The 15,331-nt window shown below is 59.1% G+C and carries 15 protein-coding genes; 4 read left to right on the plus strand and 11 right to left on the minus strand.

The features are described from left to right. Positions 1 to 72 precede the first annotated feature (72 nt). Positions 73 to 576, minus strand: a complete 504-nt coding sequence (locus CCGE525_RS18290; RefSeq protein WP_120705521.1) for a DUF2244 domain-containing protein — start codon at positions 574 to 576, stop codon at positions 73 to 75. 22 nt (positions 577 to 598) lie between these two features. Here CCGE525_RS18290 and nth point away from each other — a divergent pair, with 22 nt between their 5' ends. Then, positions 599 to 1,378 carry an endonuclease III gene (gene nth / locus CCGE525_RS18295; protein WP_162950215.1) on the plus strand — a complete coding sequence of 260 codons (780 nt, stop codon included), beginning with the start codon at positions 599 to 601 and terminating at the stop codon, positions 1,376 to 1,378. 20 nt (positions 1,379 to 1,398) lie between these two features. Here nth and CCGE525_RS18300 read toward each other — a convergent pair whose 3' ends face one another. Beyond that, the gene (locus tag CCGE525_RS18300) at positions 1,399 to 2,109 is read right to left on the minus strand and encodes a sulfate transporter family protein (RefSeq protein ID WP_120705522.1); all 711 of its coding nucleotides are present in this window, start codon (positions 2,107 to 2,109) and stop codon (positions 1,399 to 1,401) included. A 256-nt stretch (positions 2,110 to 2,365) separates the two neighbouring features. Here CCGE525_RS18300 and CCGE525_RS18305 point away from each other — a divergent pair, with 256 nt between their 5' ends. Next, positions 2,366 to 3,217, plus strand: a complete 852-nt coding sequence (locus CCGE525_RS18305) for a MurR/RpiR family transcriptional regulator (protein ID WP_120705523.1) — start codon at positions 2,366 to 2,368, stop codon at positions 3,215 to 3,217. Positions 3,218 to 3,244: 27 nt separating this feature from the next. Here CCGE525_RS18305 and CCGE525_RS18310 read toward each other — a convergent pair whose 3' ends face one another. The 9 genes from CCGE525_RS18310 to CCGE525_RS18350 form a co-directional block, all read right to left on the minus strand. Then, the gene (locus CCGE525_RS18310) at positions 3,245 to 4,828 is read right to left on the minus strand and encodes an FGGY-family carbohydrate kinase (protein WP_120705524.1); all 1,584 of its coding nucleotides are present in this window, start codon (positions 4,826 to 4,828) and stop codon (positions 3,245 to 3,247) included. Positions 4,829 to 4,848: 20 nt separating this feature from the next. Further along, positions 4,849 to 5,523, minus strand: a complete 675-nt coding sequence (locus CCGE525_RS18315; RefSeq protein WP_120705525.1) for an HAD family hydrolase — start codon at positions 5,521 to 5,523, stop codon at positions 4,849 to 4,851. 101 nt (positions 5,524 to 5,624) lie between these two features. Then, a complete protein-coding gene (locus CCGE525_RS18320; protein WP_120705526.1) occupies positions 5,625 to 7,106 on the minus strand; it encodes a mannitol dehydrogenase family protein in 1,482 nt (493 codons plus the stop codon). Positions 7,107 to 7,251: 145 nt separating this feature from the next. Continuing rightward, entirely contained in the window at positions 7,252 to 8,250 is a 999-nt protein-coding gene (locus tag CCGE525_RS18325; RefSeq protein ID WP_120705527.1) for an ABC transporter ATP-binding protein, read from the minus strand. Between the two features lie 11 nt (positions 8,251 to 8,261). Further along, on the minus strand, positions 8,262 to 9,104 hold the full coding sequence (locus CCGE525_RS18330; RefSeq protein ID WP_120705528.1) for a carbohydrate ABC transporter permease: 843 nt from the start codon (positions 9,102 to 9,104) through the stop codon (positions 8,262 to 8,264). 1 nt (position 9,105) lies between these two features. Beyond that, complete coding sequence (locus CCGE525_RS18335; RefSeq protein WP_120705529.1) at positions 9,106 to 9,978, minus strand: carbohydrate ABC transporter permease; 873 nt, start codon at positions 9,976 to 9,978, stop codon at positions 9,106 to 9,108. A gap of 145 nt (positions 9,979 to 10,123) precedes the next feature. After that, entirely contained in the window at positions 10,124 to 11,440 is a 1,317-nt protein-coding gene (locus CCGE525_RS18340) for an ABC transporter substrate-binding protein (protein WP_120706486.1), read from the minus strand. A gap of 146 nt (positions 11,441 to 11,586) precedes the next feature. Next, positions 11,587 to 12,540, minus strand: a complete 954-nt coding sequence (locus CCGE525_RS18345) for a sugar-binding transcriptional regulator (RefSeq protein WP_120705530.1) — start codon at positions 12,538 to 12,540, stop codon at positions 11,587 to 11,589. 67 nt (positions 12,541 to 12,607) lie between these two features. Beyond that, entirely contained in the window at positions 12,608 to 13,060 is a 453-nt protein-coding gene (locus CCGE525_RS18350) for an RbsD/FucU family protein (protein ID WP_120705531.1), read from the minus strand. A gap of 230 nt (positions 13,061 to 13,290) precedes the next feature. Between CCGE525_RS18350 and CCGE525_RS18355 the strand changes: the two genes are divergently transcribed. Beyond that, positions 13,291 to 13,950 (plus strand): response regulator, encoded by a 660-nt coding sequence (locus CCGE525_RS18355; protein WP_120706487.1) that lies wholly within the window; start codon positions 13,291 to 13,293, stop codon positions 13,948 to 13,950. Beyond that, positions 13,947 to 15,299, plus strand: coding sequence for an ATP-binding protein (locus CCGE525_RS18360; protein ID WP_120705532.1), 1,353 nt, complete (start codon positions 13,947 to 13,949; stop codon positions 15,297 to 15,299). Before CCGE525_RS18355 ends, CCGE525_RS18360 begins: the two co-directional genes overlap by 4 nt. The last annotated feature ends 32 nt before the right edge of the window (positions 15,300 to 15,331 follow it).

Here is a 15,331-nt window from a genome sequence, read left to right on the forward strand (position 1 = left end):
GTTTCTTGCGTAAAGGCGTGCTCCCGAAAAGTGTGAAGCGGTTTTCGGACAAGATCACGCCCATCAAGCGATCTATATCCGCTGCGTCACCGTCGCAAGCGCACGTTTAAAAGCCTTTGCAAAGCTCTCCCGATCCTCGGGATTGAGAAAGGAGCCGACATCGGTGTCATGGCTTCGGTCGCGGACATGCATCGACACGACACCGATTTCACTGTGCCGGCGAACGAGAAAGCGCGTCCAGAATGGATTGAAGCGGTGCTCGACCATACGGCCCGAGGGCGAGAATTTGCGGATCGAAACGTCGGTGCGCGACACCGTCACCTCCTCCCGCACCCTGCCCGAACGATAGTTCAGCCAGAAGGCGCCGTAGAGCAGGATGAAATCCGCACCGAAGAAGATGCCGATCGGCCATGCGCCGCGAATGACGAATACGATGCTATAGATCAGGCAGAACGCCCCCGTCAGCGTCAACGTCACCTTGAACCCCCTCCGCCCCAGCGAGCGATGGGGAAACAATTCAGCGGCGAAGACCGGCCTGTTGTTATCGATGTCAGTATCGGCGTTGCGTTCAGTCATAGGACTTGAGTATAGGTCGTTCATGGCAAACCCCAAGAGCAAATCCAGCGCGCAAAACGCGAAAAAGTCAAATGCGACGGCAAGCCGCAAAACGGCTCTTAAAAGCCCCTATTCCAAAGCGGATTTGGACGAGATCTTCCGTCGCTTCTCCATCCAGCGGCCTGAGCCGAAGGGGGAGTTGGAACATATCAATCCCTTTACCCTCGTGGTTGCCGTAGCTCTGTCGGCACAGGCAACCGATGCCGGCGTCAACAAGGCGACCCGCGCCCTCTTCGCCGTCGCCGACACGCCGCGCAAGATGCTCGATCTCGGTGAAGACCGTATCCGCGAGTACATCAAGACGATTGGCCTCTACCGCAACAAGGCGAAGAACGTCGTGGCGCTATCGGAGAAACTGATCCGGGACTTCGACGGTGAAGTGCCACAGACGCGCGAGGAGCTGATGACGCTACCGGGCGTCGGCCGCAAGACCGCCAATGTCGTGCTCTCCATGGCCTTCGGCCAAGCAACGTTGGCCGTCGACACCCATATTTTCCGCATCGCCAATCGCCTGCTGCTCGCCCCCGGCAAGACGCCGGACGAGGTCGAACAACGGCTGATGAAGGTGATTCCGGACAAATATCTCTACCACGCACATCACTGGCTGATCCTGCACGGGCGCTATGTTTGCAAGGCGCGGAAGCCCGAATGCGAACGCTGCGTCATCGCCGACCTCTGTCGCTCGCCGGAAAAGACCTGCGACATACCCGCGCCATTGGTGCCGCTACCGCCGCAACTGATCGGCGCTGAGGCAGCCGGTTAGAGCCGCAGCCGCGCGAAGTTTCAGATGCGGCGAGCTTCTTTTTGGGAAAGAAGCTTGTGCAAGTGCACCATCATCCCAGCCGCGAACAGCGGCGTCAAAAGATTGACGATCGGAATGGCGAGGAAGGCGGCGATCACCAGCCCTGAAAGAAAGACCGTAAAGCCATATTTGATGCGAAACCGCCGTGCCTCGTCCGGTGACCGAAAACGCATGGCGGCGAATTCGAAGAATTCCCGGCCAAGCAGATAGCCGTTCACCAGGAAAAAGGCGATGAGATTGATGCCGGGAATGAAAAGAAGAAGCAGCGCGATGACGTTGCCGACGACAACGACGCCGAGGAATCTCAGCGAACTCCTCATAGCCGCCGCAAACGGCAGAGCCTTTCCCGGCGCATCGGCCGGATAATCTCGTTTTTCCACCACCTCGGCGACTTCATCGAGAAAGAGACCTGCGATCACCGCCGTTATCGGCGAAATCAGCAGCGCCAATAGGAGCGTCAGACCGAGACCCGCCAGAACTGCCAGAAGAAAGGTGAGCCAGTTCGTCCAATCCGGTACCGGCGGCATGAAGCTCTGTAACCAGGGCAACACAAAAGTGACGAAGGTGCTGCGCAGCGCAAACCAGAGAGCGACAAGCGCCAACAACGTCAGTCCGAGGACTTTCCAGAAAACCTTACGCGTTTCGGCTGCAAAGAGGTTGGCGATGGAAAGACGCGCGGCATGGATGATCATTCGTCAGATATCCCCTTGGTCGTAGCTCGATATGTAAATAGTGATTGCATTTATATCAACATATTCACGTTAAGCGCGTAATAACCATCACCCATTTGAATTGTTGTAATAAAGTACACACTAATATATGTTGAGTGTCATACGAAAAACAACAACCTAAACATGATCACCGGTCATCAAAAATTTGCAAGCACTCCGATTGTTTCTGCATTCGGCGCGATCGCACTTCGGATAGACCGTTAGCGAGGCGTAACATTTGGAAGACCTTGGGCAGAAACTTAGACAGTATATCAAGACAGGCACTCCTGCCGAGCGCCGAATAGCCAAGTATTTTTCTGAACATTTGACAGAATTGCCCTTCGAAACCGCCTCTTCCGTCGCCGACAGGCTGGAGCTGAGCCCGATGACCGTGGGGCGCTTTCTGCGGTCGCTCGGCTATCAGGGCCTGGATGGCATCAAAGTGCACCTGAGAGAAAATGTGGCGCCGGTGGCGCTGCAGCTGCCGAACGTTCTGGAGCAATTGCAAAAGGACGCCAGCGAAGGACGCCCGATCGCCGGCCAGATCGCCGAACAAGTCGAGATGCTGCAGCATATCTATAATCTCACCAGCCAGCCGCAATGGCTGGATGCGGTGGCGACCATCCTTTCGGCCAGCGAGATTTTCGTCACAGCACATCTTGGCCTCGCAAGCCTTGGGCGCCATCTCTGCGACCGCCTCGCATTTGCCCGCGACCATGTGCAGTTCCTCGACGGCGCCAACGGCAGCTATATCGAGCTGCTCGGCCATCAGTCGAACGACGCGTTGGTGGTGATCATCGATTCGCCCCGCTTCGTGACCTCCCGGCTGCTTGCGCGTTCCGCCCGCCGCTCCGGCTATAAGGTGCTGCTGATCACCGGCCAATACACCGAATGGGCACATGAATTCGCGAATATGACACTGTCGCTGCCGCCCCTGCGCACCAGCGGTCACGAAAATCTGTCGGCGATGATGGCCCTCTTGGAATTCTTGGCTGCCACCGTCATTCAGGCCGCCGGTGAAGAGGCGGAGACCCGCACCCACAGGATCGAGGAACTGGAAGGCATGTTCGCCCACACGCCGCTTCGGTAACGATCGACAAGTGATCCCTCTTACCTTTTATTCCATCGAATCCAGTTCGGCGCGATGGCGGTACATGGCGAGAAAGCGCCGGTAATCGCGGTCATAAAGCTCTTTTTTGCGCTTGTCCGGCAAGCGCTCGTGTCCGCCGGGATACATGGCCGCGCCGGCCGCCGCCAAGCTCTCGTAGAGTCCGCAAGAAACAGAAGCTGCAATTGCCGTTCCCAGCAGCACCGCCTCGTTCATCTTCGGCACGACCACCTTGCAGCCGGTGATATCGGAGTAAAGCTCCATCAACACGGCATTCTTCACATGGCCGCCGGCGACATGCAGCGTATCGGGCACGTAGCCATAGTCACGCATCTGCTCGAGAATATGGCGAATGCCGAGCGCCACTCCGACGCTGGTCCGCCAATAGAGGCGGCAGAGGCCATCGAAGGACGCATCCAGCGTCAGGCCACTGACGACGCCGACCGCGTGTGGATCGGCAAGCGGCGATCGATTGCCGTGGAAATCCGGAAGCACATGGATACGCTGGGCAAAGGCATCGCCCTCGACGGCGCGCAGTTCCGCGATGCGCTTCACGATGCGATCGTGCAACGCCGCCGTCGGTTCGCCGCCGGCCGCATGCATGGCGACGATATAATCGAGAAGCGCGCCGGTCGCCGACTGCCCGGCTTCGACCAGCCAGGTGTCCGGAAACACGGCCTCGTAATAGGGTCCCCACATGCCGGTGCTGCGCTTGCGCTCACGCGAGAAGGAGACGACGCAGCTCGACGTTCCGGCAATCAGTGCCAGCTGGTGCTCCAGCGCGTTGAGGTCACCGCAATGACCCGCGAGTGTGCCGAGCGCGCCGGCATAGGCGTCGATCATTCCTGCGCCGACATGACACTCGCAGTCGAGCCCCAGAGCATCAGCCGCTTCCGCGGTCAGCGTACCGACGCTTTGCCCGACGGGAGCTGTCTCTTCCGGCAGGTTGCCGTGCTCGCGCAGATCGCCAAGACCGATCACATTGAGGAAATCCGTCTGCCAGCCTGGTTTGCGATGGGCGAGATAATTCCATTTCGCCGTCAGCGTGCAGCGCGAACGTGCAAGCGAACCCGTAGCCTTCCAGGTCATGAAATCGGCGAGATCGAAGAAATGGCCGGCCTTTGCCCAGCTCTGCGGCAAATTTTTCTTCAGCCACATCAGCTTCGGCATTTCCATCTCCGGCGACATGAACTGACCGGAATGTTCGAGAACCGGATGCTTGGTGGCTGTGCAGAAATCCGCTTCGGCAAGCGCCCGATGATCGAGCCAGACGATGGTATCGAATCGGTCTTCGCCACCGGTCGAAACCGTCAGCGGCTTGCCCTCCGTGTCTCGCACCACCAGCGAACAGGTAGCGTCGAAGCCGATGGCACCGATAACGGATGCATCGACGCCGGAGGCCGTGACGGCGGCACGCACGGCCGTGCAGACGGCGGCCCAGACGTTTTCGGAGTCATGCTCGGCGTGATTTTCACGCGGGCGGTTCATGATGATCGGATGTTCGCCCTTGCCCTGCAGGGCGCCGCGTAATGTGAACACGCCGGCGCGGGCGCTGCCAGTGCCGATATCGACCGCAACCACGTGATCACGCATACAGCAGGGGCCCCATCCACTTACGTCTTGTTGCGGACAAGGTGTATCAAATCCGACATTGCGTCAAACACGACTTCAGGAGAAAGCCGCTCAAGTTCAGCCCTATAACTCGGCGAATGGGCATGCGAGCCGCCGGTGAAGGCGAAAACCGTCATACCGGCCGCCCTCGCTGCCGTGATCCCGGCCGGGCTGTCTTCGACAACGATACAATCTTGCGGAGCGACGTGCATTTGCCTGGCGGCGTAAAGGAAGAGATCGGGCGCCGGTTTGCCGCGCTTGACCATGCTGGCGCTGAAAATGTTCGGCTCCAACCGCTCCAACAAACCGGTAACGCCCAACGACAACCGGATGCGCTCCATCTGGCTGGAGGAGGCAACGCAACGTGGAACGGTCAGCCTATCCAACGTCTCGGCAATGCCGTCGATCGGCTTCAGCTCGTGCCGGAAGCGGTCATACAGGTCGTTGCGGATGCGATCGAGAAATTCCTGATCGATGAAGACGTCGAATTCGGTCTCCAGCGTGTCGACGAGCGTGGCAAGGCTTTTGCCAAGGAACCGGCTGTAGACATCTTCCTCGCTCATATCCACGCCGACATCGTGCATCGCGTCGATAAGCACACTGACGGACAGCGGCTCGCTGTCGACGAGCACACCATCGCAATCGAAGATTACGAGTCCCTTCTCCGCATCAGTCATCGCTGATCCAACCCGAACCCTGTTTTCCGTTGCGTCTCTTCAAACGCAGCTTTCGACCATAAAAATTCGGCCGGGACTTGGGCGCCCCGGCCGATGAACAATTATTCCGCGAGTTTGTTGTCGAGGTATAGCTGCAGGGTGGCGCGCGTACCCTTTTCCCACAGCGTTTTTAATGCATGGGCAAAGCGCTTGCGGAAAAGATCCGACTGGGCGACGTTGCCGAATATATCGTCGAAGACGAGGAAGGCGTTCGGTTCGTCCTTGGCCTTCAGCGCTGCGGCATGCAGCCGGTCGGCGCTGGCATCGTTGAAGACGATGTCCTTGCCGCTGTCGGTGGTGCCGGCGAAGTAGCGGCACCATAGTGCCGAAACCAGCGCCAAGCCTACGACATCTTCGTTGCGGCGAAGACGGTCGGCGGTCGACGGCAGAATAAACTTCGGCTGCCGGTTCGAACCATCCTGTGCCAAGCGCGGAATGGTGTCGGCAATCTTCGGATTGGAGAAGCGCCGCTCGATCAGCTTGAAATAATCGGCAAGCACCGTGTTCGGCACTGGCGGGATCACGGGAATGATTTCTTCGTTTTCAAGCTTGGCGAGGTAAGCACGGATCAAGGGCTCTTCCATCGCCTCGTGCACAAAATGCACATCCATGAGCGCCGCGGGATAGGCAATTGCCGCGTGGCCGCCATTGAGGATACGGATCTTCATGTGCTCGTAAGGCGTAACATCCGGAACGAAGGTGACGCCGACTTTTTCCAGCGCCGGACGGCCTGCCGGGAAATTGTCCTCCAGCACCCATTGCTTGAACTCTTCGCAATAGACGGGCCAGTTATCCTCGATATCGAAGACTTCCTTGAGCAGTTCGATTTCACGCGTGCCGGTTGCCGGCGTGATACGATCGACCATGCCGTTCGGGAAGGCGACATTGGCGGTGATCCAGTCGGCAAAGGCGGGGTCCGAAAGCTTTGCCGTACCGACGACGGCCGCTTTGGTGACGCCGCCATTATGGGGAATGTTGTCGCAGGACATGACAGTGAAGGGTTGCAGACCGGCAGCGCGGCGGGCCTTGAGACCGGCAACGATCAGACCGAACACCGTCTTCGGCGCATCCGGGTTCTGACCGTCGGCGACGATGGCCGGATGTCCGGGATTGAACTTGCCGGAGGCATCGATGAAGTAGCCGCCTTCGGTGATCGTCATCGAGACGATGCGGATCGAAGGGTCGGCAAGCTTGGCAATGATGGTCTTGACGTTGCCGACCGGCAGGATATCGATCATCGGCGCCGTAACACGCGCAGCGGTGCGATTGTTGTCCTGCTCGACCACCGTCGTCAGGAAATTCTGCGCTGCAAGCTTTTCGCGCATGGCATTGTCTGACGGCAGCACGCCGGCACCAATGATCGCCCAATCGTGGTCCTGGCCGGCGTTGAAGAGGTCGTCGAGGTAGATTGCCTGATGGGCGCGATGGAAATTGCCGACGCCGAAATGAACGATGCCCGCCGACAGCGACTTCGGATCATAGGCCGGGATAGCAGCCGTTGCAGCCGCCTCCTGAAGGGTTGCGAGCGATAATTTGCACGTCATGTCTCAAGTCCTTCTAAAAGGTCTTTTGCTCCGGATGGGCCGGGATGTCATCCGGCTAGGATGACCTAGGCCCACCTGATGCGGGCCTAGGTTTAAATGGTATTCGCCATCCTGAGTGAGGCCGGGCATGGCGAGGAGGTTCGATCTAGATCGACAGGCCCTTTTCATTGAACCGGTGGATGCGGGCTTTGTCGGGCGTCAGATAGACGGTATCGCCAGCGCGGGCCGGGAAATCGCCGGTGCCGCGCGCCGTGATGGTGCCGACGCCATCGGCAGCAATGTGCAGGAACGTATCGGAGCCGAGATGCTCGGCAACATTCACCTTGCCCTGCCAGTCACCCTCTGTGGTTGACAGCAGCACATGTTCCGGACGGACGCCGATCGTATGGGCGCCGAGGTTCTGCGCGTAGGCGCCCGTGACGAAGTTCATTTTCGGCGAGCCGATGAAGCCGGCAACGAAAAGGTTCTGCGGGTTGCGGTATAGTTCGAGCGGTGAACCGACTTGCTCCACATTGCCGCGGTTCAGGACCACGATCTTGTCGGCCATGGTCATGGCCTCGACCTGGTCGTGTGTCACATAAATCATCGTCGTCTTGAGCTGGTTGTGCAGTTCGCTGATTTCGAGACGCATGTTGACGCGTAATGCCGCATCGAGGTTCGACAAGGGTTCGTCGAAGAGGAAGGCTGCGGGCTGGCGGACGATCGCGCGGCCGATGGCGACGCGCTGGCGCTGACCGCCGGAAAGCTGGCGCGGCTTGCGCTCCAGATAGTCCGTCAAGTTCAGAACGCGAGCCGCTTCCGCCACCTTCTTGTCGATTTCCGCTTGCGGCATGTTCGCCATCTTGAGCGGAAAGGCGATGTTCTTCCGAACGCTCATGTGCGGATAGAGCGCATAGGACTGGAACACCATGGCAAGACCGCGTTCGGCGGGCGCCAGATTGGTGCCATCCTTGCCGTCGATCAAAATCTGGCCGCCGGAAACATCCTCGAGACCTGCGATCAGACGCAGCAGCGTGGACTTGCCGCAACCGGAGGGGCCGACGAACACGACGAACTCGCCGTCATTGATGTCAAGATCGATGGAAGGGATGACCTTGGCTTCGCCGAAGACCTTAGAAACCTTCTTAAGGACAATGCTACCCATGTTTCTCTTCCTTACTTAACCGCGCCGAAGGTGAGGCCGCGAACGAGTTGTTTCTGCGAGAACCAGCCGAGAATCAGGATCGGGGCGATCGCCATGGTCGATGCTGCCGAAAGTTTGGCGTAGAACAAGCCTTCCGGGCTGGAATAGGAGGCGATGAAGGTGCTGAGCGGCGCCGCGTCCACCGCGGAGAGATTCAGCGTCCAGAAGGCCTCATTCCATGCCAGGATGATGTTGAGAAGCATCGTCGAGGCAAGGCCCGGGATCGCCATCGGCGTCAGCACGTAGATGATCTCCTTGGCCAGCGATGCGCCGTCCATGCGGGCCGCTTCGAGGATCTCGCCGGGGATCTCCTTGAAGTAGGTATAGAGCATCCACACGATGATCGGCAGGTTGATCAGCATCAGCACCACGACCATGCCGAGGCGGCTGGCGAACTGATTGTTGAGCAGGCCGAAAGCCTGAAACAGCAGGTAGATCGGGATGAAAGCGCCGACCGGCGGCATCATCTTGGTGGACAGCATCCACATCAGCACGTCCTTGGTGCGCTTGGTCGGCGAAAAGGCCATGGCCCAGGCGGCCGGAACGGCGACGATCAAACCGAGGATCGTCGAGCCGAAGGCAATAAGGACCGAGTTGCCGAAATGGAGGAAGTAGTTCGAGCGCGATTGCACTTCGAAATAATTCTCCAGCGTCCAATGGAAGAAGAGGAACTGCGGAGGTGAGGCGATAGCGTCGCCTTCCGTCTTGAAGCTCGTCAGGAACGTCCAGAGGATCGGGAAGAAGATCAGGATCGCGACCACCCAGGCAGCGACGGATACGACCACCTTGCGTTTGGTTGAGACAGTGCGTGCCATCTTAAGCCTCCAGATTCTTGCCGACCGCGCGCATCAGGAAGATCGCGACGATATTGGCGAGGATAACGGCGATGATGCCGCCCGCCGATGCGCCGCCGACGTCCTGCTGCAGAACGAGCTGTGAATAGACCAGGTAAGTCAGGTTGGTCGTTGCCGTGCCCGGACCGCCATTGGTCGTGACCAGGATTTCGGCGAAGGCCGAGAGCAAAAAGATCGTCTCGATGAGGATGACGACTGTGATCGCACGCGCCAGATGCGGCAGGATGATATAGAGGAACTTCGATACCGCGCCGGCGCCGTCCATTTCGGCGGCTTCCTTCTGCTCTTCGTCGAGCGACTGCAATGCCGTCAGCAGAATGAGCGTCGCGAAGGGCAGCCACTGCCAGGCAACGATGATGATGATCGAAAACAGCGGAACCGTCTCCAGCCAGGTCAGCGGCTCGAGCCCGAAAAACTTGAAAAGATGCGCCAGAAGCCCGTTTACCGGGTTCATGAACATATGTTTCCAAATAAGGGCGGCGACCGTCGGCATGACGAAGAAGGGCGCCAGCACCAGCATGCGCACGATGCCTTGGCCGAAGATCGGCTGATCGAGAAGGAGCGCGAGGGCAATGCCGCCGACCACCGTGATGATCAACGCGCCGCCCACGAGCAGAAGCGTGACCAGCAGCGAATTCCAGAAGGCCGGGTCGGTGACGAAATATTGGTAGTTGAGAAACCCGATGAAGTTATGTTCGCCGGGGGACATGAGATTGTAGTTCAGCGTCGAGAAGTAGATCGTCATGACCAGGGGGACGATCATCCACGCGAACAGAAGCAAGACAGAGGGCGCCATCATGACGCGGGCGGTAGAACGGGTGTGCAACGTTGCCATGGCAAGTACCGACCTATCTTTTAGCAGGGAGAGTGGCCGCTGACCGGCTGAAATAAAAGAGGCCGCCGAAGAGCAGTTCGGACACTCGGCGGCCTAAGGGAGGAGAGCGCTAATAGACGCTCCCCTCCATACCTTGGGAGGTTTCTTATTTCGGATAGCCAGCCTTGGTCATTTCACGGCTGGTCAGTTGCTGCGCGGCCTTGAGGGCCTGATCGACCGGGATCTGGCCGGCAAGGGCAGCAGAGAACTGCTGGCCGACAGCGGTGCCGATACCCTGGAACTCAGGAATAGCGACAAACTGGACACCGACATACGGGACCGGCTTGACGGTCGGGTGCGCCGGATCAGCCGCATTGATCGAGTCTAGCGTCATCTTCGCGAAAGGCGCTGCCTTCTGATAGTCCGCATTCGCATAGAGCGAGGCGCGGGTACCGGGAGGTGCATTCAGCCAGCCTTCCTTTTGGGCAACGAGGTTGGTGTAATCCTTGCTGGTTGCCCATTCGATGAACTTCTCAGCAGCTTCGGTCTTCTTCGACGAGGCCGGGACCGCCAAGCTCCATGCCCAGAGCCAGTTGCCGCGCTTGCCAAGGCCTTTATCAGGCGCCAGAGCGAATCCAACCTTGTCGGCAACCTTTGACTGCTTCGGGTCGGCAACGAACGAAGCTGCCACCGTCGCGTCGATCCACATGCCGCACTTGCCGGTCTGGAACAGCGAGAGGTTTTCGTTGAAGCCGTTGGACGAAGCGCCCGGAGGGCCGGCGTCCTTCATCAGCTTGACGTAGAAGTCCAGCGTGTCCTTCCATTCCGGCTGATCGAACTGTGGCTTCCACTTTTCGTCGAACCAGCGAGCGCCGAACGAGTTCGACATCGCCGTCAGGAATGCCATGTTTTCGCCCCAGCCTGCCTTGCCGCGAAGGCAGATGCCGTAGATTTCATGGTCCTTGTCGGTGATCTTGCGGGCTGCGTCGGCGATGAAGTCCCAGGTCGGCGCATCCGGCATTTTCAGGCCGGCTTTTTCGAACAGGTCCTTACGGTACATCACCATCGAGCTTTCGCCGTAGAACGGCGCGGCATAGAGCTTGCCGTCCACCGTCAGGCCGCTGCGGATAGGCGGGAGAAGGTCATCTACATCATAGTTCTTGTCGGCGGTAAGCTTATCGAGCGGCGCGAGCCAGCCGAGCTTACTCCAGATCGGCACTTCATAGGTGCCGATCGTCAGCACGTCATATTGGCCGCCCTTGGTAGCGATGTCGGTCGTAACCTTCTGGCGCAATACGTTTTCCTCGAGCGTGACCCACTGCAGGTCAATGTCGGGATTCTTAGCTTTGAAATCGTCCGTAAGTTTCTGCATACGGACCATGTCGCCATTGTTCACGGTAGCAATCGTGAGGGTTTCGGCGGACGCCATTCCAGCAAACACCAGTGCGGAGCATGCGCCCAGCAGGAAAGTTTTCAATTTCATATCTTCCTCCCAGAAGATCAAAAGATGAGCATTCGCTTTGCTCGTGAGCAATTACTCGTCTTTTGCCGCAAAATGTCAATGCGGATTCGTTGCTGCGTTGCCGAACATGCAGCTCATCTACTTGTTTTTATGATGTTATTTTTTGCTCATTCTTTGAGCAAAAATTCAGCAGTCGCTTCGTCGGTGATCAAACCATTGATTTGGTGGCCAGTAACGGCAGCCTTGATGGCCTCGAACTTGCGTTTGCCCTTGGCGATTCCGATGACTGAGGAGGCTTCGCGCGGGGGAAGCGGTGCGCTGGCGACCCGGTCGTTGATGGCATCAGACATCAGCTTGCCCTGACCGTCGAAGACCCACCCGCAGATTTCGCCGGCCGCTCCCCGCTTCATCAATGCCAGCATCTCGTCTCTCTCGAGAAAACCATCGAGACATAGCGGTGCCTCGATACCCATCTCGCCGACACCGACGAAAGTCACGTCGGCCTGCGCGCTGATATTGAGCGTCGAGCGCACCAGCGCCTGCGCATGCAGAAGTTCGCGTTCCGCGGCCGAGGAGACGAGCACCGGCAGAGGCATGGGATAGTGTCGCGCCTTGACCGCATCGGCCATGCTGAAGATGACATTGTAGTAGGCAGCCGATCCGTCCGGACCGATATTGCCGGTCAGCGATACGACTCGATGCTGCGGACATTCGATGACCGGCAGTTGATCGACCGCGGCCTTCAGCGTGCGGCCAGTGCCGACCGCCAGCACGATCGGATCGCTGCGTTTCAGCCAACGCTCGATTTCCGCAGCCCCCGCTTCGGCGATGCCGACCGTCGACGACGTTCCGTTCGGATCGCTCGGTACCACTTCGACATGCCTAAGCTTGAATTTTTCGCGCAGCGCCGCGGCATATTCGAGGCAGGCGGCGATCGGATGATCCAGCCGCACCTTGATCAGCCGTTCGGCAACCGCGAGCGACACCAGCCGCTGTGCCGATTGCCGGGAGATTCCCATGGCGATGGCGATCTCGTCCTGCGTCCGCCCGGCAACGTAATACAGCCAGCCAGCTCTCGCCGCGTCGTCAAGCCGCCCTTGGGAATCCAACTTCCTGGCCATCACATTCCTTTGCAAATGCAAAAACGGCGCCTCTTTTTTCAGGCGGAGCTTTGATGTGGTACGTTACTCAGTTTTCTGGCGGGATGACGCCCTTGGTCAAGGTAAAACAACCATAGAAGCGGCGTTCCCCGGTTTGGATCACGCAATAGGCGGTTTTTGCCCGCTCATAGAAAGCGAAACGCTCGACGGCCGTCAAAGGCCAATGTTTGCCTTCGGCGCTATCGATCGCCGCCTGCACTTCCCCCTGAACCTGGGGCACTACGTCCGCCGCACCGACCACCTCCATACGCGCCGCCGCATCGGCGATAAACGTATCGAGCGGCATCAGCGACAGCACCGCCGCAACAGCTTCGGCCGCCGATACGTTGTCGATTCGCAGAAGGTGGCCCAGCGTGGTCTGGCGTGCAATTGCGTCGGCCGGAAAATTCGTATCGACGATCGCCAGCATGTCGCCATGCCCCATCGATTTCAACGCATGCAGCACGTCCGCATTCAGTAGCGGCGAAATTCCCTTCAGCATGAACGAGCCTCCCCGAGCTCTTCGATCAGCGGCTGTTCAGCAGCCGCGCTCCTTGTTGGGAGGAAAGAAGTAATCGCGGCTCCGATCTCTGTCCATAGCCACCGTGAACGTTATCGGTCGGAGAACCCAAGGATAAGATGTGAGCTTCTCATTGTGGCTTATTTCGGCCTTTATTGACCAGATAGGTTCGGCGGCATTAACTGATGCAGCGCGAAAGTTGCGAGGGACAGGTGAGGATTCTTCTGGTCGAAGACGATGAGACGATCGGCGGCGCAGTTCGCGACCATATCGCTGCGACCCCGCATGCCATCGACTGGGTAAAAAACCTGGCCGATGCGACCGAGGTCACCAGTGCCGTGCATTACGGCCTTATCCTGCTTGACCTGCAGCTTCCCGACGGCATCGGCATCGACTTCCTCAGGAAACTGCGCCGCAAGCCTGACGAGACGCCCGTCATCATCCTGACCGCCCGCGACCAGATTTCCGACCGGATCGACGGGTTGAACAGCGGCGCCGACGATTATCTCGTCAAGCCTTTCAATCTTGACGAACTCTCCGCCCGGATCATGGCAGTGGCTCGCCGCTATAGCGGTAGTCCGCAACCGACGATCCGCTTTGCCGATCTCGAAATCGACCTGCCGCAACGGCGCATTTCGCTCTCCGGCAAGGATGTCGTGCTGACCGGGCGGGAATGGGCGGTTCTCGATCTATTGGTCGCGCGACCAGGCGCCATCGTCTCAAAGGACCAGATCGAAGAGGCGCTTTATGCCTTCGGCTCGGAAATCGAAAGCAACACCGTGGAAGTCTATGTCAGCCGTCTGCGCAAGAAGATCGGCAGGGACCGCATCCGCACGGCCCGCGGCGTCGGCTATTGCCTGGGTGAGAGATGACCCAACGCAGGGGCCTCAAACGCACCAGCATCACCCGCCGCCTGATCGCGGCACTCACCGGCACGGTTGTCCTGTTCTGGCTGATCGCCGTCGGGATCGGCGTCTATGTGGTCAACAAGGAACTCTCCGAGACCTTCGACGGCGCATTGCAGGAAACCGCCCAGCGGCTGATCCCGCTGGTGGTCGACGATCTCGCCGATCGTGATCCCGCCGCCGATCCGCAAACTCTCGAAAACATGGAGAGGGGACTCAATCGGGAATATCTGACTTACCAAGTGCTCGACGCGACCGGCAAGCTGCTCCTGCATTCCCATGATGCGCCGACGACGCCCTACGACGTGCCGCTGCAGATCGGATTCCACAACACGGCGAAATACCGAATCTATACCGAATCCTCACCGAACGGCTCGCTCTTCCTGCATGTCGCCGATGCCTTCAAGAACCGCCGGGAAGCAGCGCGCGAGAGCGGCGTAGCCCTGCTCTGGCCGCTGCTCGCACTGATCCCGGGCAGCATTCTCGCCATTTGGTTCATCGTCGGCCGCTCTCTTCGGCCGATCGACCGGTTGCGATCGGAAATCGCCACTAAGGACGGCGGTAACATGGCGCCGTTGGAGAGCGACACTCTGCCACATGAGCTGCGGCCGATCGCCCGTTCCGTCAATCTGCTGCTCGGCCGCCTGCGCTCCGCCCTTGAAGCCGAGCGGGAATTCACCGCCAACAGCGCCCATGAGCTACGCACGCCGATCGCAGGCGCGCTCGCGCAGACGCAGCGCCTGATCGCCGAGCTGCCGAAAGGGGCGCTTGTCGAACGCGCTGGACGGATCGAGACCTCGCTTTCCAATCTCGGCCGGCTGGCGGAGAAATTGCTGCAGCTTTCCCGCGCCCAGGCCGGCATCGGCGCGGGCGACAAGCCCGCCGATCTGATCGCCATCATCGAAACCATCATCGGCGACTACGATCGCGACACGGGCACGGCCGGCCGCATTCTCCTGGAAAACGAGGCGGACGAAAAGCTGATCCGCAACGTCGACATCGACGGCTTCGCCATCGTCATGCGCAACTTGATCGAAAACGCCCTGATCCACGGCCCAGCCGACGACGAGGTGACCGTCAAAATCGATAACGGCATCGTTCGAGTTCTGAACGGTGGCAATCTGCTGTCACAGGAAGAACTGGCCGGTTTGAAAAAGCGTTTCTGGCGCGGAAAGACCAAAGCTTCCGGCTCCGGCCTCGGCCTTGCCATCGCCGAGCGCATTGTCGCACAGATCGGCGGCCGGCTCGATCTGCTGTCGCCCGCCACCGGTCAGATGGACGGTTTTGAAGCCAGGATCGTTCTCCCGAAGATCTGATCGCACCAGGGATGGGCGCCGCTTGCCGATTG

This window comes from Rhizobium jaguaris (genome assembly GCF_003627755.1).
GTDB classification, from domain to species: domain Bacteria; phylum Pseudomonadota; class Alphaproteobacteria; order Rhizobiales; family Rhizobiaceae; genus Rhizobium; species Rhizobium jaguaris.